The following is a 23,329-nucleotide window of genomic DNA, read 5'->3' on the forward strand; positions in this document are numbered from 1 at the left end:
CCATCATCCGACGTATCTTTCGTATTCCTCGGCGTAGCGCGCCGTCAGCAGAGCGGAATCATCCGCCTGGTTCCGAAGATCGAGAAACCAGCCGGACTCCTCTTCGAACATGTGGGTCAGGACCGCCCCCTCGATATGTTCAAGCTTGTCCAGCCACTCGGGTTTGGACGCCGGGATGCGCTCCAGCTCCGCCATCTGGGTCTTGGCTACGGTCTGCTCGAGGTACGCCTGGGCGGCGTGCGCCTTATGGTCGGCCTTCCCGAGCGCGGGATACAGCACGATTTCTTCCGCCAGCGAATGGCCGTTCAGCACCAGGGCCAGGGCCTTGAAGGCGGTCTTGCGCTCCGCCGCCGACCGCGCGGCCCGCGCCGTCGCGAACGCGTCGCGGATGAGATCGTGGTGGTCCAGAACCAGCGTCAGCCAGTCGCCGGGCTTCGCAGCAGCGCGCGCCTCCGCCGTTGCGTCCGCACGCTTTTCCGCGTCCGGCAAGGGCGTCACCGCCGCCATGAGCTTGTCGATCACAGACATTGTTTTCTCCGTCCAACTTCAAGGGCTAAGCGACGGATCGATTGATGGTTCCTGTGTCGGCGTCCCGACTCGAAGCGCGCCGTTCTCAGTCGCCGCGCCGTCAGCCGGCGCGTCTCGGCCCCCACCGTCCGCATTCGGTTCCGGCGAGTGTGAGGACCAGAACATCCCCGGGGATGACCCGTGCCAATCGTAGCTGAGCCTGTCCTCGCGCCTGCTCATCCGTCATGGCGCGCAGGCTTTCTTCAGAGACCGAACGGCCGTTCCGAACGGTCGACAAGGTGTATCTGGGCATCAGGAGAGATTGAGCGAGGCGCTCGCATCGACGCGATCAAGCGGCCGATCCTGAGCGCTCTCGGCGACAAAGGCCGCGATGCGTCCGTTGTAATGATGATCCCGCTCGAGAAACCCCATGTGATTGACGCCTGTGACCGGGTCCAGGGATCCAGCGGACGCGGTTTCGACCAACGTTTCGCCGGCCTCCAGCTTCGTGATCAGGTCGAGAGTCCCGCCAATGACCAAGACCGGGCACGCCACGGCCGCGATGGCCCCTGAGGCGTCCCAGTCGAACATCGCCAGGTTGCCCTTGGCGAGAACCGCCTGCGAATTGCGCGTCCCCAGCAACGTCGTATGCTCAAGCTGGCTGCGTGTCACGGCTTGGCCAAACTGCAGACGGTTGGCGAGATGCGCGGTTCCGTTCAGGTAGGATTGCCAGGCGCTCAACCAGGCCAGAGGCGCGAACAGCACCGTCAGCTTGAACATGGGCTCCAGAAGGGGGCGGCGCAGCGCCATCATCAACGGACTGAACACCATGGTCCGCAATGGATTCGTATAGGTCGTGTTGAGCAGCACGACGCCCGTCACGCGCGCGTGGAACAGGGCGGGATGATCGCGGACGAGCGTCTGGATCGTCATGCCGCCGATGCTGTGCCCGATCAGAAGAACGGGCCGCGGCGCCGCCTTTTCGATCAGGTGCGCCAGGTCGGTCGCGAAGTTCTTGATGGCGATTTCGCCCGTCGGAGGCGCTTTGGATTGGCCGAGCCCCGCCAGATCCCAGGTGACGAGACGATGAGGGACGAGGCTCCGCTCGGCGCCGAGCCGGTGCTTCAGAGAGTGCCAGATGGTGCTGTCGAGTCCCCAGCCGTGGGTGACGATGACCACGGGCCCGTCTTCCCCGCCCTCGCTCTCGACATAGAGTTCAGCCCCGGTTGGACTGGTCGTCATAACGCCCGCGCCCCGATGCGCCCGCGTGGGTTCGATATCGGCTTTCGCGAGGAAAAGCAGAGCGAAGGCTCGCCCCCCCAGGCTCCAGCCCACCACGCCTACGGCGAGCCAAAGGCGCCAGTCCTCGCGCACGCGCAGGGGAACGCCCGAGGGGTCCAGCAGGACGTCGCCCCGCCACCAGGTCCAGAGGAGGTAGGCGACAAGGGCGAGAATGAGAAAGCCGAAGAGCGAGAGCAACGCCCGCACGAGAGGGATGAGGGGCATGGGACGTCCTGACAGCGCGGTCGTTGCGGCACAGGGCAAATGCCGCCCCATCGGCCGCGTTCCAATGTCGTCTTGGCGACAGAAACAGCCATCCATCCCCTCTTCCGCCCACAGGATGGGCCCGACAGTCTCCGCCATGGCGAGACGCTTCGGCGAGGGAGGCGGGTCGGGCCCGTAGCCGGCGCTCCGGAAAAGCGTTCGGGAGGCCTGCACACTCAACCCGGCCTTCCCCTGCGGGCCGTCGCTCCGATCTTGCTCGGCGCAGACTCTGGGGAGGAACGCCTCAAGCCGAAAACTTCGACGGTCGCGATGTCCTTATCGGCGAGGGCGAGGCCTTGACCCGCGAGGCGAGGCCTTGATCCTGGCGCACGCCGCAGCGGATATCGCCGCCAGCCTCCGTTACAGGACCCGTTCTTTGCGACGCCGCTCAAGCGGTCCTCTACACTGTGATAACGCCCGAGGCGGTCCGATCGATGTCACCGGACAGAGGGTGATGCCTTTCTAAACCCCGGGGGTGAAGCACGCTGCGTCGCCTCGGGCACACTCCCCCGCGTCAGCTGGATCGGCTGGGCCTCACAGCGGCGCAAGGGGCGTGATCCGAGACCGCGCCGGATCAACACAACGTGCGTGCAAACGAGCTCGAAACGTGGGCGTTCCAGAGTCGTGAGGACGACTCTCGCATAGAGTATTCATCACCATGCCAGTCCGCATTCCTCTGCTTCAGTCAAATGTCGCCGAGCCGACATTCGCATGAATAGCGGCCAAGCCAACAAATCCATGCCTGGTTACTGGAACGACTGGCGAACCAAAGGGGTTGTTGCGTGAGATTCATAGCTTATCCCTAAAGGACGATCTCAATGTTCATGCACAACAAGAGGCTACAGTATACGGTACGGGTCGCTGAGCCCAATCCGGCGCTGGCATCGCTGCTCCTTGAGCAGTTCGGGGGACCGGACGGCGAACTTTCCGCCGCGATGCGCTACTTCACCCAAGGTCTGGGCGAGCTCGATCCCGGCCGCAAGGACCTCCTCATCGATATTGCGACGGAGGAGCTCAGCCACCTCGAGGTGATCGGGTCGATCATCGCCATGTTGAACACCGGCATCAAGGGTCAGCTCGCCGAAGCGTCGATGGCGGAAGCCGAGCTCTACATGGCCCTGAACGCCGGCGGCGACAGCCACACTCAATCGCTGCTCTACGGCGGGGGCCCTTCCTTGACCAACTCTTCCGGGGTGCCTTGGACCGCCGCCTATGTGGACAGCCGCGGCGATCCGACCTGCGACCTGCGATCCAACATCGCTGCGGAAAGCCGCGCGAAGATCGTCTACGAGCGGCTGATCAACATCACCGACGATCCCGGGATCAAGGATGCGCTTGGCTTCTTGATGACGCGCGAGATCGCGCACCAGAAATCGTTCGAGAAGGCGCTCTACGCCATCGAGGACAATTTTCCGCCGGGCAAGCTGCCGGGCATCGAGCGCTTCGCCAACATGTACGTCAACACCTCCCAGGGCGAAGGCGACGTCGACGGGCCGTGGAACAGCGGCGAACAGTGGGATCGTATCGACGACCTGGATCAGGTCATGCCGGCCGATGATGGCGACGGCGGCGCGTCGGTTGGACTCGACAAGAAGACGCAAGGGGTCGTCGATAAACTCGCAGAGCGAACCCAGTCCGATCCGGCTGTGGATGCGGAGACGGGCGTTGATCTGGGGGCCGGCCCCGGCGCGGGGCGAGTCACCGATGAGGATTTCGGGGGGGCGGCAGACATCCAGGAGGCCGCGGCCCAGGCGAAAGCCCTCTGACCGAGCGGGGGGGGGCCGGCGCAGGGGCGCCGGTCTCCTCAACGGCGCAGGCTGGACTGCCTGGAGGCCGATCAGTCCGCGGCTCGCCGTGGCGCTTCAGAAATGAAGGTGTCCTAGATCGGCATCCAAGCGAAGCGTCTGCCGTCCCGCCTTGACCGCAAATTCGTTCTATCTGTCTCCGGAGGTCGACTTGGCTTCCGTTCCAGGCGACGGTTGGTGAAAGCCGACGTCGCAAGGCGTTCCTGGCGCGACGTGCGTCGTTCTGCAGCCTATCACCCGACATGCGCTCGCAACTCTCGCGGCGCGCGAGGCTTATGTCGTGGAGGCGACAGAAGTCCAGGCGCGACTCCTATACCGGCTCACCGGTCGGGGTGGACGTCGTGGAGAGCGGGGCGGCATGAAAACGGCGGAAGCCAACGGCCTGTGGGCCGCAATGAACGACGAAGACAAGGTCATCCTGGGCCGGACCGCAGTCCTGTCCCATCTCCCGAAAGACGACGTTCTCCTCCAGCGCGGCGATGCGGTCGATCGTGTCTTCCTCCCGATCGACTCGGACATCAGCAACGTCATCCACCTCGCCAACGGCATGATGTCGATGGCGAGCAATGTGGGACGCGAGGGCGTGACCGGGCTGGCGGCCTTCATGGCTGACGAACCGATCGGCTGGGACCTGCTGGTCGCGGTCGAGGGTTTAGCCCTGATGATCCCGACAGCGGCCTTCCGGGAGCGTGCGGATGCAAGCCCTCACCTTCAACAGCTTCTTCTCAGCCTCACCCACTACAACCAGATCGAGGCCGCCCAGAACGCCGTCTGCAACGCTCTACACCCCGTGCCCGCCCGCCTGGCGCGCTGGCTGCTCATGACGCAGGATCGGACGGGACGTGACGAGTACGACCTGAAGCAGGAAGATCTGGCCGACTTGCTCGGCGCCCAGCGCACGACCATCAACAGCGTCCTTCGCGCTTTTTCGGAAAGTGAAGCCGTGCAAAGCCGTCGAGGTCGGCTCCGGATCCTCAATCGAGACGCCCTGCTCCGGCAGACCTGTGAATGCTACGAGACGATCGGCAGCACCCGGTGGCGGAGGGGGCGCTAGGCTTGCGCCGCGAGGTTCGAAGGCTGGCGGGCCGGGCCGCAGCCAAGCACGCGCCCGCCTATCCGCCCCCCGGGCTTCAGGGGCTCCCGACGCCAAGACCGTATGCGCCTGTTCCAACGGGCGGACCATCCTCCGCCGTGCACCCTGACGTGAACCGTGGGCTTGCAGAGGTGTTGCACTCTCATGACCGCAAAAGACGCCTTGGCCTGCCGCCGCGCCCTGAGGGAAATCCGGGAGATCGCCGCCGTCGCCCTGCTGGACGGCGCTCGGATTTCTGAACAGGAATCGCTCCAGACAATTGCCGCCATCGCCGGATGGGCGGTCGACGACACCGGTTCTGCGCCGCCCGACTGCGGAGACATGATCCGACGCCTGGACGCTGCGATCGGCGAGGTGGACATCGAGGCCTTGGACGACCGTACCGCAACGGACCTGTTCCAGGATGTCGTCGCACTCCTCCAGACCCCTTCGGCGACCCGAGAGCCGACGGCGTGACGTCTCCGTGGCCCACCCGTCTCTGGATCGTCCGGCATGGGCAAAGCGCAGGCAACGTCGCCCGCGATCGTGCCCACGCCGCCGGCCTCGGGGAGATCGATCTCGATACCCGAGATGTCGATGTGCCGCTCAGCGATTTGGGGCAGGTGCAGTCCGAGGCTCTGGGCCGTTGGTTCGCGGCCCTGCCCAAGGCCGAGCGCCCCACTGTCGTTCTGACCTCGACCTATCTGCGAGCGCAGCAGACCGCGACCGCGATCGCCGCAGCCGGGGGGCTCGCCAAGGCCGATCTCGCCTTCAGTATCGACGAACGCCTGCGCGAACGCGAATTCGGCGTGCTGGATCGGTTGACGAGCCAGGGCATCGAATCCCGTTACCCCGAACAGGCCGATGCCCGCCGTCGCCTGGGCAAATTCTACCATCGACCACCGGGCGGGGAGAGCTGGTGCGATGTCATTCTCCGGCTTCGGGCGGCGCTCGACACCCTCAGCCTGCATCATCGCGACGAACGCGTCCTGATCGTCGGCCACCAGGTCGTGGTCCTGTGCCTGCGCTATCTGCTGGAAGGACTGACCGAGACCGAGATCCTCGCCATCGACGCCGAGGGCGATGTCGCCAACTGCGGGGTGACGACCTATTCGCGAAACCGCGAGGGCGGTCTGACGCTCGAGGTCTACAACTTCGTCGCGCCGCTGGAAGACGAGGGGGCGCCGGTGACCTCCGCGCCGGACGCCAAGGTCGCCGCGCGATGACGACGCCCCTCGACGCCGCGGCCCTGTCCCATCATCCCCTCCCCGAGCTTCCTGCGGACGGCGACAAGGAAGACCGCGGCGCGGTCTTGGTCGTCGGCGGCGAAGCCGTGATGGCGGGCGCGGCGATCCTCGCCGGCGTCGCCGCCCTGAGCGTCGGGGCGGGCAAGCTGCAGATCCGGGCCGACCGCGCCTCGGCCGCCGCGATCGCCGTGGCTGTGCCGGAGGCCCGGATCGTCATTGCGGGAGCGATGAGCGCCTCCCCTTTGATTCAACAGGCCGTCAAGGCCTCGGCTCTCGTGCTCGGGCCGGGCATGGACACCGGCAAGGCCCGGCGGCGCCTGGCGTCGAGGTTGCTGGACGGGGCTCCCGCCGTGCCGGCCGTGATCGACGCCGGCGCCTTGCCTCTTTACAGCGAGGCCGACGCCTTCGCCCTGCTTGCCGGCGGCCGGACCGTCATGACGCCTCACGCCGGCGAGATGGCCGCAATCCTCAATCGGGCCAAGGACGACATCCGGGCCGATCCGCTCGGCGCCGCCCGTGAAGCGGCGGCCATGTTCCGGTCCGTGGTGGTCATGAAGGGAGCGACGACCTTCGTGGTATCCCCCGATGGCGCGGCCTGGCGCCATGACGGGGGCGTGGCAGGCCTCGGCACGTCGGGTTCTGGCGATGTCCTGGCGGGGGCGATCGGGGGGATTCTCGCGAGGGGCGCCCCGCCTATGGTCGCCGCCCTCTGGGGCGTCGTCCTCCATGCCCAAGCCGGGGCGGACCTCGCCGCCGCCGGCGCACCGCTGGGCTTCCTGGCGCGAGACCTTCCGGGTCGGTTGCCGTTCGTGCTCGCGCGACTGTGCGCCGCCTCGGGCGCTCCGTCCTGATCGCGCCCACAGGCCTGGGAGCGCTGCTGACCCGTCCGGCGCCGGAGGTCGCCGCCAGACTGATCGGCGCTCGTCTGAAAATCGACGGCGTGGGCGGGATCATCGTCGAGACCGAGGCTTACGATCGTCACGATTCCGCCTCGCACAGTTTCCGGGGACCGACGCTGCGCAACGCACCGATGTTCGGGCCGATCGGCCGGGCTTATGTCTACCGGATCTACGGCCTGCACTGGTGTCTCAACATCGTCTGCGACGCCTCAACACCCGGCAGCGCCGTCCTCATTCGCGCCCTCGAGCCTCTCTGGAACCTGGACGTCATGGCCGAACGCCGGGGCGCGGTTCGCCCCCGTGACCTCTGCGCCGGTCCCGGCCGCCTCTGTCAGGCGCTCGGGGTGACGGGGGCGTTCAACGCCCTGCCGGTCGCCGCCGCCCCGTTTGCGCTTGACCTTGGTCAACCCGAGCCGGTCCTCGTCGGCCCACGGATCGGCCTTCGACGCGGCGTCGAGACGCCCTGGCGGTTTGGCAGAGTCGGCTCGCCCTATCTCAGTCGCCCGTTTTCCGAATGAAAGCCGGATCCGATCCTGCGCGGCCCGTTCACCCGGCCACGCCGAAAGGGCGGTCACGTGGACTCGAAACCGTGATCTTATCGTCGAGAGCGGGCTCATCGAGACCTGTCCATGCGGCGAGGAGATCCCTTCCGAGGCCCTGCTGGAGAGGGCGCGCCTATCTGATCGAGCCCTTCGGCTCTGCCTGTTTGCGATGCATTTCAGCGAGAACGGACTGGGGTGTGACAGCCGCCATCGCGGCCTGGACCTTGTTGCCGAGCCCGGCGACGACGTCGCCATCTCCGCGCTTCATCGCCTGATAGCCGATCTCGGCGACCCTGGCGGGATCCATCTTCGACTTGGACTGACCGACCGCGGTATCGTCCTGTCCGGCGCGGTGGAAGAACTCCGTGTCCGTCGGCCCCGGCATCAGGACGGTGACGCTGACCCCGCTGTCCTTCAGCTCGTTACGCAGGGCGAACGAGAAACTGTCCACATAGGCCTTGGACGCATTGTAGACGGCGGCGAAGGAACCCGGCATCAGCCCGGCGATCGAGCCGGTCAGCAGGATTTGGCCGCGCCCCCGGGCGCGCATGTCGCGGCCGATCAGATGCAGCAGCCGGGTCGTGCCCGTGATGTTGGTGTTGATGACATGCAGAATGTCGTCGAAGGCCTGATCCAGAAACCCTCGGCCCAGGCCATGGCCCGCGTTGGCCGCCAGGACATCGACCGCGCGGCCCGCGACAAGATCGTAGAGCGACTGGACGCCGTCTTCCGTGGAAAGATCGGCCTGCAGCGTTTCGACCTGGGCGCCGTGCGCCTCGAACGCCGGCTTCGCCTCCGTCAGAGGCCGATCGGCGGCGACCACCAGGTCGAACCCGTCCCTGGCCAGAAGCTTGGCGAGTTCGCAACCGATGCCGGTTGATGCGCCGGTCACCACGGCGAGCGGGCGGACAGCATCGGCAGTCGTCAGCTGATCATCGGACATACGAGGCTCCGGGTTGGCTCTGTCGGCACAAGGGAATGCGCGCGTCTCCGGTTCCGTATTGCGACGCTGGAACGCAGCCGCGTCGGACGGATTGGATAACCGACCAGACGGAGCACCCCCATGTCCTCATCCGATCCAATTTCGACCGACGCCGATGTCGCCTCCCCCGCCTTCATCGACAATGACAATGTCGAGGGCGATCACGCGGCTTCAACCATCCGTGCGGCCATGATCAACCGGCCTCGTCAAGACCTCTACGCCTTTTGGCGCGACTTCACGAACCTGCCGTCCTTCGCCGAAAACGTGAAGGCGGTCGAGATTCTTGACGGCGGCCGATCACAGTGGACGATCGCCGGCCCCGCCGGCGCTGAGATCGATTTAGTGTCCGAGATCACCGAGGACATTCCCGGCGAGCGGATCGCCTGGCGCTCCAGCGAGGGCTCGGACGTCGATCACGAAGGGTGGATTGCGTTCAAGGACAACGCCTTCGGTCGGGGCACGGAGGTGCGCATCTTCATCAGCTACGACCCGCCCGCCGGCGCGATCGGCAAGGTCGTCGCCAAGGTGATGCAGCGCGAGCCCCGCATCCAGGCCCGCCGCGAACTCCGCCGCTTCAAGCAACTGATGGAAACCGGCGAGGTCTCGACCTCCAAGGCGCCCGACGCCGCACCTCGGGCCAGCCGTCACTTCTGATCCCGGGTTCGCCCGCCCACCCCCTTAACAGCGAGAGTCCCATGCGCGCACTCACATGGCACGGCAAACACAACGTTCAGGTCGACACTGTGCCTGACCCGCAGATCGTCAATCCCCGTGACGCCATCATCAAGATCACCGCCACCGCCATCTGCGGCTCGGATCTGCACCTTTACGACAGCATGATTCCGGGCATGTCCAACGGCGACATCCTCGGCCATGAGTTCATGGGCGTGGTCGAGGAAGTCGGCCCCGCCAACACCACGCTCAAGGTCGGCGACCGGGTCGTGGTGCCCTTCGTCATCGCCTGCGGCAAATGCTTCTTCTGCGATCATCGGATGCCGGCGGCGTGCGACAACTCCAATCCGGCGGACAAGGCGGATGCGACCGAGATCGCCTACGGCTATTCGGTCGCGGGCCTGTTCGGCTATTCGCATCTGACCGGCGGCTACGCCGGCGGCCAGGCCGAATACGCCCGGGTCCCCTACTCCGACTACGGCCCGATCAAGATCCCGGACGGTATCGAGGACGAACGGGTGCTGTTCCTGTCCGACATCTTCCCCACCGGATGGATGGCCGCCGAGAACGCCCAAATCCAGCCCGGCGACACGGTGGCGATCTGGGGCTGCGGCCCCGTCGGTCTATTCGCAATCAAGAGCGCGCTGCTTCAGGGCGCCGGCCGGGTCATCGCCATCGACCACCATCCCCGTCGTCTTGAACTGGCCAGGCAAAACGGCGCCGAGGTCCTCAACTATCATGAGGTCAAGGTGCGCGAAGCCCTGATGGAGATGACCGCCGGCATCGGGCCCGACAGCTGTATCGACGCCGTCGGCATGGAGGCGCACGGCTTCTCGCCTGACAACATCGTCGACGCCATCAAGCAGGAGACCAAGATCTTGGGCACCGACCGCCCTCACGTGCTGCGCGAGACCATCATGGCGGTGCGCAAGGGCGGCACGGTTTCGGTCCCTGGCGTCTATGGCGGCGTCGCCGACAAATGGCCGATCGGCGCTTTTATGGAGAAAGGCCTGACTCTGAAGACCGGCCAGACGCACGTGCAAAACTATCTGCCGCAGCTTCTCGAACTGATCCTCGACGGGAAGATCGACACCACCGATCTGATCTCGCACCGGCTGCCGCTGGAACAGGCCGCCGAGGGCTACAAGAACTTCAAGGAAAACCAGAATGAGTGGACCAAGGTCGTGCTGAAGCCCTGAGGCCTGCCCCCATGCGCGCTGATCTGGACGCCCGCCCCATGGAGGCCCGGTCTCGGCCGGATCTGCCCGAGGGGGCGGAATGGATCTTTGAGCCCAAATGGGACGGGTTTCGCTGCCTCGCCTTCAAGCGAGGCGGCCAGGTTCACCTGATCGCCAAGTCCGGAAAGTCGCTGAACCGCTTCTTTCCCGAGGTCGTCGAACGTCTCGCCGCCCTGCCCGAAACCCGGTTCGGTCTCGACGGCGAACTACTGGCCAGCGACGGCGACGGCTTCTCTTTCGAGGTGCTGCAGGCGCGTCTGCACCCCGCCGAGAGCCGAATCCGGCGTCTCGCCCAAGAGACACCGGCGATCTTCGCCGTCTTCGACATGCTGGTTGATGTGGATGACGCGGACCTGCGGTCGTTGCCCTGGTCCGAGCGCCATGTTCGGCTTGAGACGTTCCTGCGACGCCATCAGTCTGCGGAACTCACGCTCACACTCGGCGCGACAGATCGGGATCAGGCCCAGGCTTGGCTCGATCAAGGGAAACTGGAGGGCGTGATCGCCAAGTCCAAGGCCGGCCCCTACCTCGAAGGCGAGCGGGCCATGATCAAGGTCAAGCGCGCCCGCACAGCCGACTGCGTCGTCGGCGGTTTCCGCTATGCGTCGAACGCGCCGGTCGTCGGCTCGCTTCTCCTTGGTCTCTACGACGACGCAGGAAAACTCAACCACGTCGGCCATACGTCGGGTTTCGCGGGCATCGACAAGATCGCCCTGACCCGCGACCTGGAAGACTTGCGTGGCGGTGAAGGCTTCAGCGGTCGTTCCCCCGGGGGGCCGAGCCGATGGTCCACCGAGCGGTCGGCGGCCTGGGAACCGCTGCGGCCCGAGCGCGTGGTCGAGGTCGGCTTTGATCAGGTTTCGGACGACCGTTTCCGCCACGGCACGAAGCTGTTGCGCTTCCGCCCTGACAAGACGCCAGGCCAGTGCCGCATGGAGCAGCTGAAGAGTTAAGGGGGAACCTCCCTCAAGCCCAGTTGGCGAGGACCTCCGCGCTCTGCGCCGTTTCGACCTGCTGTCCGTAGCGATTGCGGTACAGACCCAGCAGGGCGTCATGGCTCTTGTCGGAGGAACTGCACAAAGCATCCGTGACGACGATCACCCGGTACCCGAGATCGACCGCCCCCAGAACGGCGGCCAGAACGCAGACGTCGGTCTCTGCACCGGTGACGACCACCGTGTCCACGCCGCCGGTGCGAAGGGCGTCATCGAGCCCGGTGCCCGGCCACGGCGAATAGATCCGCTTGTCCAGAACACGGGCCGGCGGCGTGAAGGCCGCGAGGTCTGGGATCAAATTCACCCTCTCGGGGCCCAGCCGCTCGATCGTCATCTCCGGCCAGCGTTCCCAGTAGCCGCGCCAGGTTCCCCAACCCTCCCCCACCTCCGCAGCCGGCATGAAGCGGGTGAACCACGTCCGCTCGGACTTGCGCTTACAAATTCCGAGCACGATTGGAAGCACCCGCTCCATCCACGGCGTTCGCCAAGGGGTGTCCTCGGCGAACATCCGCTGCATGTCGATGCAGAGATGGACGGCGTTCTCAGGGATCGCGCCGCGGATCAGCCCGTCCGTCATGGCGGATCAGGCCGCTGCGGCCCCTTGGGCCTTCGCGTTGGCGGTGGCGTCCGCCAAGGCCGTCAGGCTTTCGTCCGTCGCCGATTCCTGCTGCAGGGTCTCGTCGAGAAGCGCTGCTGCGTCATGGAAGCCGAGCAGGGTCGCCCACCGCTTCAGCGTGCCGTAGCGGGTGATCTCATAGTGTTCGACCGCCTGAGCCGCCGCAATCAGGCCGGCGTCAAGCGCGTCGGTTCCCGCATACTCCTCGAGAATCTCATCGCCTTCGGCGAGGATGCCTTCGATGGCGTCGCAGGTCTTGCCCATGGCGCGCTTGCCGATGATCTCGAAGACCTGTTGCAAGCGCTCGATCTGGCCTTCGGTCTCTTCGCGGTGTTTCTCGAAGGCCGCCTTGAGCTCGGGCGAGTTCGCGCCGCGCGCCATCTTGGGCAGCGACTTCACGATCTTGCGCTCGGCGTAATAGATGTCCTTGAGCGTGTCGTAGAACAGGTTGTCGAGGGTCTTCTCAGCCATCTGGGCGCTCCACGTTAAAGGGTGAACCCGTAAAAACCGTTCGCCGCGAAAGTGTTCCAATGTCCGATGGCGGAGGCGATCAGACCCGGCTAAGGCCCGTCGCCCCGCACGATCTGGCCGAGCTCGGCCTGTCGGCCGGCTTTCCGTTCGGTCTTCAGAGATTTAGCCGATGCGGCTCCTCATCCGACAAAGGAATCGGTTGACGTCGGAGGACGTCCCGCCGGCGGGACGGATATCGGGGGATGTCGAGTCCTGGTCCATCTCGGTCTCCTGCAGGGGAAAGCCCTTGCCCGGTCGAGCCCGTTCCCGATCAGACCTCCGGCGTCAGTTCGGCCCGGTCCGCGCCGTGGCGCGCCAGAAGTCGCATCGGCCGCCCCCTCACCCACACCCGACCGATCTCGATCGCGGTCCAGCCCTTGGGCAGGACCACGGGACGGCGCGGCCAGGTCTGGGGATCGCCGTCGTCGATGACGAGCCCGGTCAGCCCGAGCATCAGACCCAGCAGCATTCCGCCGAGATTGGCGAAGAAGGGACCGGCCTTTACCTGGCTGTCGGGATGGTCGGGGCGGTATTCGAGGCACTGGTGGAAGCGCCCCTGGTCGTAGGCCGCGTAGCCTTCCTCGAAGAGCTTGAGCGATAAGTCGCGGTCGCCAGCCATGGCCGCCCAGGTCGTGTACAGCGCCGGGAACATCGGGGCGCCGACGTATTCGGCCCAATGCTGCAGGTAGAAGTCGAGGGTGTTGCGTCGCTCCCGATCCGACGCGGGGTGGTCGTAAGGAAAGAGCCCCGCCAGCGGCGACGGCGTCGCGCCCTTGGGCTCCGAGACCCGGAAGCCGTCATGGGCGGCGATCACCCCGTCGGACCGAAGCGGCAGGTACAGGTCATCGGCTGTCGTCGTCCATTCGGGCGGGGCCGTCCGTCCGATCTGCTCGGCCGCCCGGATCGCGCGACGCAGGACTTGGATCGCGGCCATGATGGTGAAGGCGTCGTTGTCCGGCGGCTCAGGCACCTCGGCCGGTCCCGTGACGCGCAGGATCTCCAGCCCGCGCGTCGTCCTGGTCGTGCGGCTGACGATCCAGTCCGCCACCCCCGACAGGACCGGCCAGGCGTCCTCTTTCAGGAAGGTCTCGTCGCCCGTGACGTCCGCATAGAGGCCGAAAGCCCGCGCCGTGTGCAGGGAGCCGTGATCCTCGTGGGCGGCGCCGTCGCCGCCCCCGGGCGAAGCCTCCTGTCCCGACAGCGGCGCCGCCTCCCACGGGAATTGCAGACCCTCCCGTCCCGATAGTCGGGCGTTGGATCGGGCGGCGTCCAGGCCCCGGGTGCGAAAGTCGAGGATGGCGCGGGCCGCATCGGGCTGGAAGAACAGCAACGGCGGGACGCAGAAGGCGTCCACATCCCACATCACGTGGCCGAAATAGTAATTATAGTCGTGCCAGGTCGCGAGGCCGAAGATCGAGGTCGCCGACGGCGAGGCTTCATGGGTCGAGCAGTTCAGGTAGAAGACCGCCGCGTCGATCAGGGCCTGATGCTCGCGGTTCGCGCCGTGCACGACGATCCGCCCCTTCCAGATTTCGGCCCAGGCCTCGCGATTGCGCCGGCGCAGGGCGTCGAATCCGCTCGCCTGGGCGCGGGCGACGCGACGAAGGGCTTCCTCGTCGGGCCGGTCGTGAAGGACCGACGGCAGGATGGCGACCAGCTGGCGCAACCTGACGGGCCGGTCGGGCCGGGCGCGCAGCCTGTATTCGGTGCGCAGCGGCCCGGATGCGTCCCAGGCCTGCACCGCCCGCTCCGCGTCACCGCCGATGAGGTCCGTCGCCAGGGCGAAACCGCAGGTGCTGAGCGCGCCTTCCGCTTCCCAGAGCAGCGACCCGTCGCATGCCGGTTCCGGCTCGCCGGGGGTGTCGGTCCGGCGCCGGGCGACCCGTCCGCGCAGCCCCCCGGTCTCGACCACGGCGCGCAAGGCCAGATCGCAGGCCTGATCGACCCGAACCGTGACCTCCTGCAGCACGATGGACGGGGCCGACCGGCTGGCGAAGGTGACGACCTCCACCTTGGCGACCACGCCGGCGGCCTCATAGCGGAAGCCGCTGGTCAACTCCCCGGTCGCGAAGTCGTAGGCCTGCGCCAGATGCGACACTGCGGACGGCTGGTCGCTGAGCCAGACGTTGTTCAGCGCGAGATCCCCCGCCAGCGGATAGGGCGCAGGCGCGGCGGCCTCGACCCGGCGTTCGGGATGCTCGCCCGCGAAGCCGCTGACGATGGTCATCCCGGCCTGCAGCGGCTGTTCCCGGACGCGCAGGCCGATCAGTCCGTTGCCGACATAGGCCGGCAGGTCGCCGTTGCGCGGGCCCTGCGCCTCGGGCGGATCGATGGGCGTGGTCGCCTGAACATCCGGCGTCCTAAGCATTGACGGGCGGGTCCAGATGGATTTTGGCGTGGCCGCCCCGACGCTCGTGGGTCTCGTCGATCTCGCGGATGATGGCCTCGCCGCGCTCCTTGCCGACCAGCTGCAGAAGGGCGTCCAGCTTGGCCTCGGTGCGGTCGTCGTTCTCCTTGGAGGCCGGCGAGCCGACGTAGAGGAAATAGGCCAAGCCGACGACCTGCCAAAGCAGTTGAAGGAACTCCGACTGCCAGTTCTCGAAGGTGTCGCGCCCCATGATCATCAGATAAGGCGTCAGTTCGACGGCCTGTCCGTGCTCGCGGGCCTCATCGACATAGGTGAACCAGCCGAACAGCCAGTGGCCGAGAATCGAGATGACGAAGAATCCCAGGGTGATCCAGGCGTAGGCATAGCGTTTCATCGATCTCTCCGTGATCGTTGCCGTAATGCTGAAGCAGCCGGAGAGTTTCTTCGTCCATTCGCCGACATTGGAACTCGCATCGGACGCCCCGCTTTGTTCCGAGGAGAGGAGAGTCTCGATGACTGACACAAAGATCCCCCGCCCATACGCAAACGGCTCGGAGGAAGACGAAGGCTCCGGCGTTCGCCGTCCCGACCTGGTCAGTCCGAATCAGCCGGGCCCCACGCCCCAAGGTTCTGCTAGCGGCGGCGAAGGTGCGGCCGGCGCCGGCGGCCCCGACGGATTTGGGACCGGCACATGAGCCGGCGCCTCTACAAGGTCGGGCTCGGACAGGATGGCGGCCCGTCCCGCCAGGTCCATGTGATGTCCGAGACGGATGTGCAGGCCGGGGACGCCGCCGCGCCCTTGATGGCCCCAGGTGAGGCAATCCTCTCCATTGAGCAAATTGAGGATGATGGTTCGGTCGTGGTCGATGCGCCGCCGCCCAAGTCCCAGGCGGCTGAACTTGCTCCGGTCACGCCGGGGGCGGCTGCAGCGCCGGACGTCTGAGGCCGGTCGCGGAGCCGGCTTTAACGGTCATTGTTCAGCGTCCGATCGGAATCCGGGCGGCTTGAGCGCGACGATGTCCTGCTCGCGGGCGACAAGCATCCGAGAACATAAAAGCCGCGTTCGGCAAGGCGTCTGTTCAACAATTCGATGTCGTCGGGACCAAACTCAGAGCGCGACGCAGTGTCGGTGTTGGCGTCCATTTGCCTTCCTCCCAGAGGGGAAAAACTCCCGAGACGTCGCTTCCGCAATTCACAGTCTCGGCATTATCGGGGGGCGATCCCCTCAGGCTAGGCGCGGTGTTCGCTCCCGCCACGCAAAGGAGCGCGTTCTCGCGATCCGTTCGACCTGGAGGGCTCGAACGCCGAACTGACATTCGGCATAGCGTCGAGGCGCTTCGTGTCTATGGACGCTGACTTTGTTCGACCCGGCTGGTTTGGAACTAAGCGGATGGACGCCTGCGTCGGAACAGCAGGCCAGGCCACGTGTTTTCTGAGGACATCCTGCCCAGAAAGCTGCCGATCATGACCGACCGCCTCGTCCGCCAGGACCCCCGCGAACAGTATCCGCGCCCTCCCTTTCCTGAGCAGCCGCAGCCCGAACCCGGTCTCGCAACGCGGATGGAGCCCCGGCCTGACCATGGTGAGACGAGCTATCGCGGCGCCGGTAAACTCGCGGGCCGCAGAGCCCTCGTGACGGGCGGGGACTCCGGCATCGGCCGCGCCGCCGCCATCGCCTATGCACGTGAGGGGGCCGATGTCGCTATTTCGTATCTGCCTTCCGAGGGGGCGGATGCGCGAGAGGTCATCGCCTTAATCGAGGCCGAGGGTCGCAAGGCCGTGGCGCTCCCCGGCGATATCACGGACGAGACCTGGTGCCGTCAAATGGTCGAGACGACAGTGGCCGAACTGGGAGGCCTTGATGTTCTCGTCATCAATGCCGGCCATCAGCAATACCGCGAAGACGTGGGCGAAGTCTCGACCGGGGATTTCGACCGAACGATGAAGACCAATCTCTACGCCATGCACTGGATCGTTCAGGCTGCGGTCCCGCACCTTCCCGCTGGTGCGGCGGTCATCACCACAGCCTCGGTTCAGGCCTACGAGCCGTCGGCCATACTGCTGGATTACGCGACGACCAAGGCCGGCATCGTGGCCTACACCAAAGCCCTCGCGAAACAGCTCATCAAGAAGGGCGTCCGCGCCAATGTCGTCGCGCCCGGTCCCTTCTGGACGGCCCTTCAGCCGTCGGGCGGACAGCCGCAGGAGAAGGTCAGAAACTTCGGTGAGCAGAGCGAATTCGGAAGGCCCGGCCAGCCTGTCGAGATCGCCCCCGTTTACGTCCTGCTTGCCTCGCAGGAAGGCAGCTATATCTCCGGCGAGGTCTACGGCGTCACCGGCGGGGCGGGCGTGGCCTGAATTCCCGTGTGCCCGGCAGATGACGTCCGTCGGCGGGCCCTCGCCCGGCCGTCAGGTGAACGTCCGATCCCCCGTCCGCCCCGCGGCGACGGGCAGCAGTTGGTCGCCCCAGCGGTGAATTGTGGGAAATCGCACGGTCGCTCGCCCTCTGCCCCCGGTTCGGTCTTGCCAGGCCGAAGTGCGCTAGACGGTGACTTTCTGAAGCTTAATCCGGCAAATCAGGCCATCGGGCCTGAAGTCTAACTGGACGTCAAACAGCCCCGCCTGCTCGGTCAGCAGGCGCGAGCCCAGGCCCTTTCGGTTTGGAGCGGCCACAAGCGGACCGCCGACCTCCACCCAGTCGAGATCAGCCGATCCCTCCTCGAGCCGCCAAGTCAGGATCACCTTTCCGGCAGAGCGCGAGAGCGCGCCGTATTTCACTGCGTTCGTCGCCAGTTCGTGCAAAGCCAGCACCAGGGGCACGCAGGTGGCTGCGGGCACGCTGCACTCCGGACCGGTTATTTCTACAGCGCCGTCGCGGGCGAAGGGCGCAAGCGCGGCCCTGACAAGGTCCGGAAGGCGGCACTCCTCCCAGCTTCCAGTGATCAGGATTTCATTGGCTTGCGACAAGGCCGCCAGACGCCCGTCAAACGCCTTATAGAATTCCGTGGGGTCCGGCGTCGTTCTCGCGGTCTGACGCGCAATTCCTTGAACAACGGACAAGTTGTTTTTCACCCTGTGCTGAAGTTCGAGGCTCAACACACGCTCACGTCTGGTGTTCGCATCCACTTCTCGAACAGATGCTCTCAGTGTTTGAGCAGCGACGACGATGAACATCGCTGAAGTCAGAAATAGCGTTGCGCCGACCCCGCTTTGTGCTGCGAACGAGAACCCAAATAGCGGCCGGATGAAGAAATAGTCGGCCGAGATTGCGCATCCGACCACCACGACGAGACCCCACCGCCACCCCATGAACATCGTCGCCAGGAGGACAGCGGGAAAATAGGTGAGGTAGGGGAGATCGTCCACGATCGGCGATGCAGCGAGCCTGATCAGCGTCGGGATCGCGATCGCGCAAAGCGCCCACACTGTCGGCCCGAGGAGGCCCGATCGATCGGTTACGATGCCACGATGGACAAACCCCAAGCGGGTCACTGGCCGTCCTTTTGGGGTAACGGTCCAAGACTTCACGAAGGCGAAGCGGAGCCGCTCGTCACATGGTCATGGCCGCTGCCCGAATGCCAGATCTGAGTAAAAGATCCCCTAGGCCCGCCCAATCTAGGCCCCCCCTACGATCCGTCGCCCAAGATTGCGTTGCCGCTGTCTCGATTGCGAAACAACAGCGGCTCGGCTCGCCCCAGGTTGCGATACGAGCAGGCGTCGGACCGATAGCGGAGCTCAAAAAGCCGTAGTGCTGGTGTGGAATCTAGCGCATAGACGGTGGTCACCTGCTCTTGAGCACCGGCTGGCGAACGAATTTCGTTCCGCTCCCGGAGGCCCAGAATGCCCGAGACAAATCTCATCAACAACTGGCTGTTCGCGGCCATGACTGAGGCGGACCAGGACGCTTTGCGCCCAGGGTTGGTCCGACAGGCCTTGACGCAAGGCGACGTGCTTTTTCGCGCAGGCGCCCTGATCGTTTACACTGCAAATCGCGCCATTGAGGACAAGACCGCCTGGAACGTTTTACGTGGCGCCTCGTTAGCCTTCCGGGGAATAGGGCCAACTCATTGACCGCACTGCAAGATACGGCGGACGACAGCCGATACAGGCTCTTGGTCGAGTCCATAACAGACTACGCCATCTATATGCTTGATGCCGAAGGGCATGTGACAAGTTGGAACCCGGGCGCCGAACGCTTCAAGGGTTACACCGCAGATGAGATCCTCGGCGCGCATTTCTCCCGCTTTTATACGCCTGAGGATCGCCAGGCCGGACGGCCATCGAAAGCGCTGCAGATTGCAGCGGAGTCCGGGCGGTTCGAAGCTGAGGGGTGGCGCCTGCGTAAGGATGGGGCCCGATTCTGGGCCCATGTGGTCATCGATCCCATACGCCGCGGCCAGGATCTGATCGGCTTTGCCAAGATCACGCGTGACTTGACTGAACGCAGAGCCGCCGAGCAGGCGCTTCGTCAGAGCGAGGAGCAGTTTCGGATACTTGTCGGAGGCGTGAGAGACTACGCCATCTATATGCTCGACCCCGACGGGCGGGTGATCAGCTGGAACGCCGGCGCCGAACGTATCAAAGGCTACACGCCAGACGAAATCATCGGCCACCACTTCTCGCGGTTTTACCTTCCCGAGGAGGTGGAGGCCGGCGCCCCAACCGTCGCCCTCAGCATTGCTCGTGAAGCTGGACGCTTCGAAAAGGAGGGCTGGCGTCTTCGCAAGGACGGAACGCGTTTCTGGGCGCATGTGGTGATCGATCCGATCACCGGCGACGACGGCGAGATTGTCGGCTTTGCGAAAATCACGCGCGACGTTACGGAGCGTGCCGAGGCTCAGCGCGAGCTCGAGGCCGCGCGCGAGGCGCTCTATCAATCACAAAAGCTGGAGGCCATCGGGCAACTGACCGGGGGCGTGGCGCACGACTTCAACAACCTCCTGGCGGCGATCACCGGCAGCCTTGACCTTCTTCGGAAACGACTGCCGTTCGATCCCAGAACGACGCCGCTCCTCGAGAACGCCATCCAGGGCGCAGAGCGTGGTGCGATCCTGACCCAACGGATGTTGGCTTTCGCCCGCAAGCAGGAGCTAAAGCTCGAAGCGGTGGACATACCCCAGCTGGTCAGGGGTATGGGCGAGTTCATCCGCCGCTCCATCGGGCCGAACATCGACGTCCGGATGCGGTTCGCCGATGTGTTGCCGAGAGTGCAGACCGACCCCTATCAACTTGAGACGGCGTTGCTCAATCTTGTCGTCAATGCGCGCGACGCCCTCCCGAACGGGGGAGAAATCTCGATCACCGCCGAACAGCTGAAGATGGCGCGCACGCAAGGTGAGCGCCGGGCTGGAGACTATGTAAGGCTCAGCGTGAGCGACAATGGCACAGGGATGCCGCCCGAGATCGCCGCCAAGGTGACCGAGCCGTTCTTCACCACAAAGGGTGTAGGCAAGGGCACCGGCCTCGGGCTTTCGATGGTCCAAGGCTTAGCCGGGCAATCCGGGGGCTGGATCGAGATCAAGAGCGAAATAGGCCACGGCACCCGCATCGACTTGTGGTTGCCCCTCGCAGGCGCCGACCTTCCTGCGGCAGGCTTGGTGGTGACCGAGGCCGTCGACAATGCCGGAGAGCGGCTTGTCGTGCTGGTCGTCGATGATGATCCTCTGGTGCTGACCAACACGGTGGCGATGGTGGATGAGCTCGGCCACAACGTCCTCGTCGCAAACTCCGGTGATGAGGCGTTGGTCATCTTCCAGCGACACCCGGAGATCGATCTGGTTCTGACAGACGAGGTCATGCCCGGGCTCTCCGGCAGCCAGCTTGCGGAACGGGTCAAAGCGCTGCGGCCCACAGCGGCGGTGGCCTTGGCGTCGGGCTATGCCGACCTTCACCTGTCGCCAGGCCCCGACGTGGCCACTCTGCCGCGCCTGGCCAAGCCGTTCACGCTGGCCCAACTCGCGAGCTTTATCGAGGGTCTGGCGCTGGACGTATCTCAACGCGCGGTGGACTGAACGGCGGGCGAATATCGCCAGCGACGCTAGCCTAGGGAGCCCCACACTGTGATCGACCGTCTCGTGTACCGCAGTCACGCTGTCGCGATCTTGCCTGAAGTTGCGCTGGATCGGATTTTCCGGTCCTCCGTCCCGAACAACGCGCGTATGAATATCACTGGAGCGCTGGGTTTCTGCGAGCAGACCTACATCCAGCTTCTCGAGGGCTCCCCCTGCGCCATCGACGAACTGGTCAAGACGCTGGAGGCCGACGCCCGCCACACACAGCTGACGATCCTGCTCCGCGGCTCATCTGAGAGGCGCTTGCTGCCGGGTTGGTCGATGGCGCGCGTGGACCTCGCCAAGGCGGCCCCCGAGACGGCGACACTGCTTGAAGCGGACGATGGCTTGGGTTTGATCGCGTTGATGGCCGCCCTGGCGCATGAGGGTGTCGCAACCTGACCTCGGCTCTGGCGGTCGAACGGGCGCAGGCTTCCTTCGTGTGGAACAGGCTCTCGCGGGCTCGCCGCTATCCTGGTGACTCCTCAAAGACGAGTTCATGGACAAGCTCGATCAGCACGTCAGGACGGACGGGTTTGGCGACATGGCGATCCGCTCCTGCCGCAAGCGCGACGGCTATGTGCTCGGGGAGAGCATTGGCCGACAGGATCGCAATGGGGGTATGGCCTCGGTCGCCTGTCGCCTCGATCTCGCGAATGAGGCGAACCGCCGTCAGGCCGTCCATGACCGGCATCTGCATGTCCATAAGGATGAGGTCGAAGACCCCGGCTCTGAACACCGCGACCGCAGCGGCCCCGTCCCCCGCTGTGGTGCATTGCGCACCGACCTGATCCAAAATCAGAACCACGACCTTCAGATTGGTCTCGTGATCATCGGCCACGAGCACCGAGAGCGTGCGGTCAGGCGTTTCCGCACGGGCGCCAGTCTGCTGCGGCGTGACAATGGGGCTCTCCGCAGCTGTAAAGGGCAGTAAAACCCAAAAGACGGAGCCTGTCCCGACTCGGCTGTCGTAGCCGATGTCGCCCCTCATGAGTTGGGTGAGGTCCTTGGCGATCGCCAACCCAAGCCCTGACCCCCCGAAGCGGCGGGTGATTGAGCCGTCAGCCTGCTGAAACCGTCCAAACAGATCGCCGGTTTCTTCAGGATCAAAACCGATCCCGGTATCACGGACAGCAAGCCGAAGACGGCTTTGATCGTCCAGTTCAGCCGACAGACGCACCTCGCCTCGATCGGTGAATTTAATGGCGTTGGCGACGAGGTTGGTGACGACCTGACGCAACCTTGCACCGTCGCCCAGTATCGCCCGATCGACCACTGGCGCGATCTCCAGAATGACCGTCACGCCCTTCTCCCGCGCCTTGAGGCTGAATAGGGCGCAAACGGACCTGAGCATGTCCCCAAGCTCGAATGGCGCCGACTCGAGGGCGATTTCCCCAGCTTCGATGCGCGCCACGTCGAGGATATCGGAGAGAAGACCTGTCAGGTTCTGCCCCGAGGAGCGGATGATTTCGACCATCTCGCGATCGCTTTGCGCGAGCGGGGATTTGGCGAGGAGATCAGCCATGCTGACGACGCCGTTCAGAGGCGTGCGGATTTCGTGGCTCATATTTGCGAGAAACTGCCCTTTGGCGCGGTTGGCGCGCTCCGCCGCCAATCGTCCCTCCTCGGCGAGGCGAAGTTTGCGCGCCAGCTGGGTCGAAGCCACGCAGGCGGCGATGACGAAAAGCAGGCTGGCTCCTGAGATTTGAAGTGTCGCGAGAGGCGTGTGACCGGTCGCGACGGCGGCCCCTGCGATGCCAACGAAACACATCATGAGAGGAAGGATGGACGCCCACGTCAGGGCACGGGAACCTGCGCTGACGATGACCCCGTTGATGATGGCGCCGGCGATCAGAAGGGCGGCCGAGACGAGGCTCAGATCGCCGCCCTCGAACGCTTGGCGCACGGCGAAGGCGCCGAAGACCGCATTGTTCACCGCGACCAGGGCGATCGCCCCTAGGCACCATCCCGTCGTCGGCGTCCACTCCGCAGGTCGCGACCGAAAGCTGAAGACACGCCATTCAAAGAGCTGAAGGGTGGCGTAGACCAAGAACCAACTCGCCGCGAAGGCGCCGCCGGTGGTCGTGAAGAAGGCGCTTGCGATCACGGCGCCGAGGCCTAGACGCGTCGGCCACTGGCGGGCGCGCGCCGCCATTGCGACACGCAGAAGCTGGCGGGAATTGGGGTGGGCCATACGGTCCTCGTTTCCCGGGACGTTGCGCCGGAAACAGTGGACACTTCGTTAGATTTCCACGCCCTTCTTCAGCCCGGGGCAAGTGAA

The 23,329-nt window shown here is 65.3% G+C and carries 23 protein-coding genes; 14 read left to right on the plus strand and 9 right to left on the minus strand.

Annotated elements, in window-relative coordinates:
• Nucleotides 1–3 precede the first annotated feature (3 nt).
• Nucleotides 4–528, minus strand: coding sequence for a hemerythrin domain-containing protein (locus ACP7BH_RS08245; protein WP_425982165.1), 525 nt, complete (start codon nucleotides 526–528; stop codon nucleotides 4–6).
• A gap of 291 nt (nucleotides 529–819) precedes the next feature.
• On the minus strand, nucleotides 820–2,013 hold the full coding sequence (locus ACP7BH_RS08250; RefSeq protein WP_425982162.1) for an alpha/beta fold hydrolase: 1,194 nt from the start codon (nucleotides 2,011–2,013) through the stop codon (nucleotides 820–822).
• A gap of 857 nt (nucleotides 2,014–2,870) precedes the next feature.
• Here ACP7BH_RS08250 and ACP7BH_RS08255 point away from each other — a divergent pair.
• From ACP7BH_RS08255 to ACP7BH_RS08280, 6 genes are all read left to right on the plus strand, one after another.
• Complete coding sequence (locus tag ACP7BH_RS08255) at nucleotides 2,871–3,818, plus strand: manganese catalase family protein (protein WP_425982160.1); 948 nt, start codon at nucleotides 2,871–2,873, stop codon at nucleotides 3,816–3,818.
• Between the two features lie 397 nt (nucleotides 3,819–4,215).
• Complete coding sequence (locus ACP7BH_RS08260; protein WP_372691248.1) at nucleotides 4,216–4,911, plus strand: Crp/Fnr family transcriptional regulator; 696 nt, start codon at nucleotides 4,216–4,218, stop codon at nucleotides 4,909–4,911.
• A gap of 183 nt (nucleotides 4,912–5,094) precedes the next feature.
• Nucleotides 5,095–5,406 (plus strand): hypothetical protein, encoded by a 312-nt coding sequence (locus ACP7BH_RS08265; protein ID WP_372691249.1) that lies wholly within the window; start codon nucleotides 5,095–5,097, stop codon nucleotides 5,404–5,406.
• Complete coding sequence (locus ACP7BH_RS08270; RefSeq protein ID WP_425982159.1) at nucleotides 5,403–6,155, plus strand: histidine phosphatase family protein; 753 nt, start codon at nucleotides 5,403–5,405, stop codon at nucleotides 6,153–6,155. Before ACP7BH_RS08265 ends, ACP7BH_RS08270 begins: the two co-directional genes overlap by 4 nt.
• Nucleotides 6,152–7,027 (plus strand): NAD(P)H-hydrate dehydratase, encoded by an 876-nt coding sequence (locus tag ACP7BH_RS08275; protein ID WP_425982156.1) that lies wholly within the window; start codon nucleotides 6,152–6,154, stop codon nucleotides 7,025–7,027. Before ACP7BH_RS08270 ends, ACP7BH_RS08275 begins: the two co-directional genes overlap by 4 nt.
• A complete protein-coding gene (locus ACP7BH_RS08280) occupies nucleotides 7,000–7,593 on the plus strand; it encodes a DNA-3-methyladenine glycosylase (RefSeq protein ID WP_425982154.1) in 594 nt (197 codons plus the stop codon). The genes ACP7BH_RS08275 and ACP7BH_RS08280 overlap by 28 nt, the downstream gene beginning before the upstream one ends.
• 157 nt (nucleotides 7,594–7,750) lie before the next feature.
• On the opposite strand, the gene ACP7BH_RS08285 is transcribed toward ACP7BH_RS08280, so the two are convergent.
• Entirely contained in the window at nucleotides 7,751–8,560 is an 810-nt protein-coding gene (locus tag ACP7BH_RS08285; protein ID WP_425982151.1) for an SDR family NAD(P)-dependent oxidoreductase, read from the minus strand.
• A 120-nt stretch (nucleotides 8,561–8,680) separates the two neighbouring features.
• Here ACP7BH_RS08285 and ACP7BH_RS08290 point away from each other — a divergent pair, with 120 nt between their 5' ends.
• The 3 genes from ACP7BH_RS08290 to ACP7BH_RS08300 are packed head-to-tail and all read left to right on the plus strand — an operon-like array spanning nucleotide 8,681 to nucleotide 11,462.
• On the plus strand, nucleotides 8,681–9,253 hold the full coding sequence (locus ACP7BH_RS08290) for an SRPBCC family protein (protein WP_425982149.1): 573 nt from the start codon (nucleotides 8,681–8,683) through the stop codon (nucleotides 9,251–9,253).
• 41 nt (nucleotides 9,254–9,294) lie between these two features.
• A complete protein-coding gene (locus ACP7BH_RS08295) occupies nucleotides 9,295–10,470 on the plus strand; it encodes a zinc-dependent alcohol dehydrogenase (RefSeq protein WP_372691255.1) in 1,176 nt (391 codons plus the stop codon).
• Between the two features lie 11 nt (nucleotides 10,471–10,481).
• Complete coding sequence (locus tag ACP7BH_RS08300) at nucleotides 10,482–11,462, plus strand: ATP-dependent DNA ligase (RefSeq protein WP_425982146.1); 981 nt, start codon at nucleotides 10,482–10,484, stop codon at nucleotides 11,460–11,462.
• A gap of 13 nt (nucleotides 11,463–11,475) precedes the next feature.
• Here ACP7BH_RS08300 and ACP7BH_RS08305 read toward each other — a convergent pair whose 3' ends face one another.
• The 4 genes from ACP7BH_RS08305 to ACP7BH_RS08320 all read right to left on the minus strand — a co-directional run bounded on the left by ACP7BH_RS08305 (nucleotide 11,476) and on the right by ACP7BH_RS08320 (nucleotide 15,392).
• Complete coding sequence (locus ACP7BH_RS08305; RefSeq protein WP_425982145.1) at nucleotides 11,476–12,081, minus strand: cysteine hydrolase family protein; 606 nt, start codon at nucleotides 12,079–12,081, stop codon at nucleotides 11,476–11,478.
• Nucleotides 12,082–12,087: 6 nt separating this feature from the next.
• Nucleotides 12,088–12,591 (minus strand): ferritin-like domain-containing protein, encoded by a 504-nt coding sequence (locus tag ACP7BH_RS08310; protein WP_372691258.1) that lies wholly within the window; start codon nucleotides 12,589–12,591, stop codon nucleotides 12,088–12,090.
• 310 nt (nucleotides 12,592–12,901) lie between these two features.
• Nucleotides 12,902–14,998: a glycoside hydrolase family 65 protein gene (locus tag ACP7BH_RS08315; protein ID WP_425982143.1), complete on the minus strand. Its 2,097-nt coding sequence runs from the start codon at nucleotides 14,996–14,998 to the stop codon at nucleotides 12,902–12,904.
• Nucleotides 14,991–15,392 carry a DUF6766 family protein gene (locus tag ACP7BH_RS08320; RefSeq protein WP_425982140.1) on the minus strand — a complete coding sequence of 134 codons (402 nt, stop codon included), beginning with the start codon at nucleotides 15,390–15,392 and terminating at the stop codon, nucleotides 14,991–14,993. Before ACP7BH_RS08320 ends, ACP7BH_RS08315 begins: the two co-directional genes overlap by 8 nt.
• 297 nt (nucleotides 15,393–15,689) lie before the next feature.
• On the opposite strand from ACP7BH_RS08320, the gene ACP7BH_RS08325 reads away from it, so the two are divergent.
• Together ACP7BH_RS08325 and ACP7BH_RS08330 are read left to right on the plus strand one after the other, a co-directional pair.
• Nucleotides 15,690–15,941 carry a hypothetical protein gene (locus ACP7BH_RS08325; RefSeq protein ID WP_425982138.1) on the plus strand — a complete coding sequence of 84 codons (252 nt, stop codon included), beginning with the start codon at nucleotides 15,690–15,692 and terminating at the stop codon, nucleotides 15,939–15,941.
• Nucleotides 15,942–16,462: 521 nt separating this feature from the next.
• The gene (locus ACP7BH_RS08330) at nucleotides 16,463–17,356 is read left to right on the plus strand and encodes an SDR family oxidoreductase (RefSeq protein WP_425982135.1); all 894 of its coding nucleotides are present in this window, start codon (nucleotides 16,463–16,465) and stop codon (nucleotides 17,354–17,356) included.
• Nucleotides 17,357–17,539: 183 nt separating this feature from the next.
• Here the strand turns inward: ACP7BH_RS08330 and ACP7BH_RS08335 are convergent, their stop codons facing one another.
• Nucleotides 17,540–18,490 carry a sensor histidine kinase gene (locus ACP7BH_RS08335; protein ID WP_425982132.1) on the minus strand — a complete coding sequence of 317 codons (951 nt, stop codon included), beginning with the start codon at nucleotides 18,488–18,490 and terminating at the stop codon, nucleotides 17,540–17,542.
• Between the two features lie 348 nt (nucleotides 18,491–18,838).
• Here ACP7BH_RS08335 and ACP7BH_RS08340 point away from each other — a divergent pair, with 348 nt between their 5' ends.
• The 3 genes from ACP7BH_RS08340 to ACP7BH_RS08350 are packed head-to-tail and all read left to right on the plus strand — an operon-like array spanning nucleotide 18,839 to nucleotide 21,450.
• On the plus strand, nucleotides 18,839–19,069 hold the full coding sequence (locus ACP7BH_RS08340) for a hypothetical protein (RefSeq protein ID WP_425982129.1): 231 nt from the start codon (nucleotides 18,839–18,841) through the stop codon (nucleotides 19,067–19,069).
• Nucleotides 19,066–21,009 (plus strand): PAS domain S-box protein, encoded by a 1,944-nt coding sequence (locus ACP7BH_RS08345; protein ID WP_425982126.1) that lies wholly within the window; start codon nucleotides 19,066–19,068, stop codon nucleotides 21,007–21,009. The genes ACP7BH_RS08340 and ACP7BH_RS08345 overlap by 4 nt, the downstream gene beginning before the upstream one ends.
• A 48-nt stretch (nucleotides 21,010–21,057) precedes the next feature.
• Nucleotides 21,058–21,450: a BLUF domain-containing protein gene (locus ACP7BH_RS08350; RefSeq protein ID WP_372691263.1), complete on the plus strand. Its 393-nt coding sequence runs from the start codon at nucleotides 21,058–21,060 to the stop codon at nucleotides 21,448–21,450.
• Between the two features lie 67 nt (nucleotides 21,451–21,517).
• On the opposite strand, the gene ACP7BH_RS08355 is transcribed toward ACP7BH_RS08350, so the two are convergent.
• Entirely contained in the window at nucleotides 21,518–23,242 is a 1,725-nt protein-coding gene (locus ACP7BH_RS08355; RefSeq protein ID WP_425982123.1) for an ATP-binding protein, read from the minus strand.
• Between the last annotated feature and the right edge of the window lie 87 nt (nucleotides 23,243–23,329).

It is taken from the genome of Brevundimonas sp. TWP2-1, assembly GCF_049897645.1.
In the GTDB taxonomy this organism is placed as follows: Bacteria; Pseudomonadota; Alphaproteobacteria; order Caulobacterales; family Caulobacteraceae; genus Brevundimonas.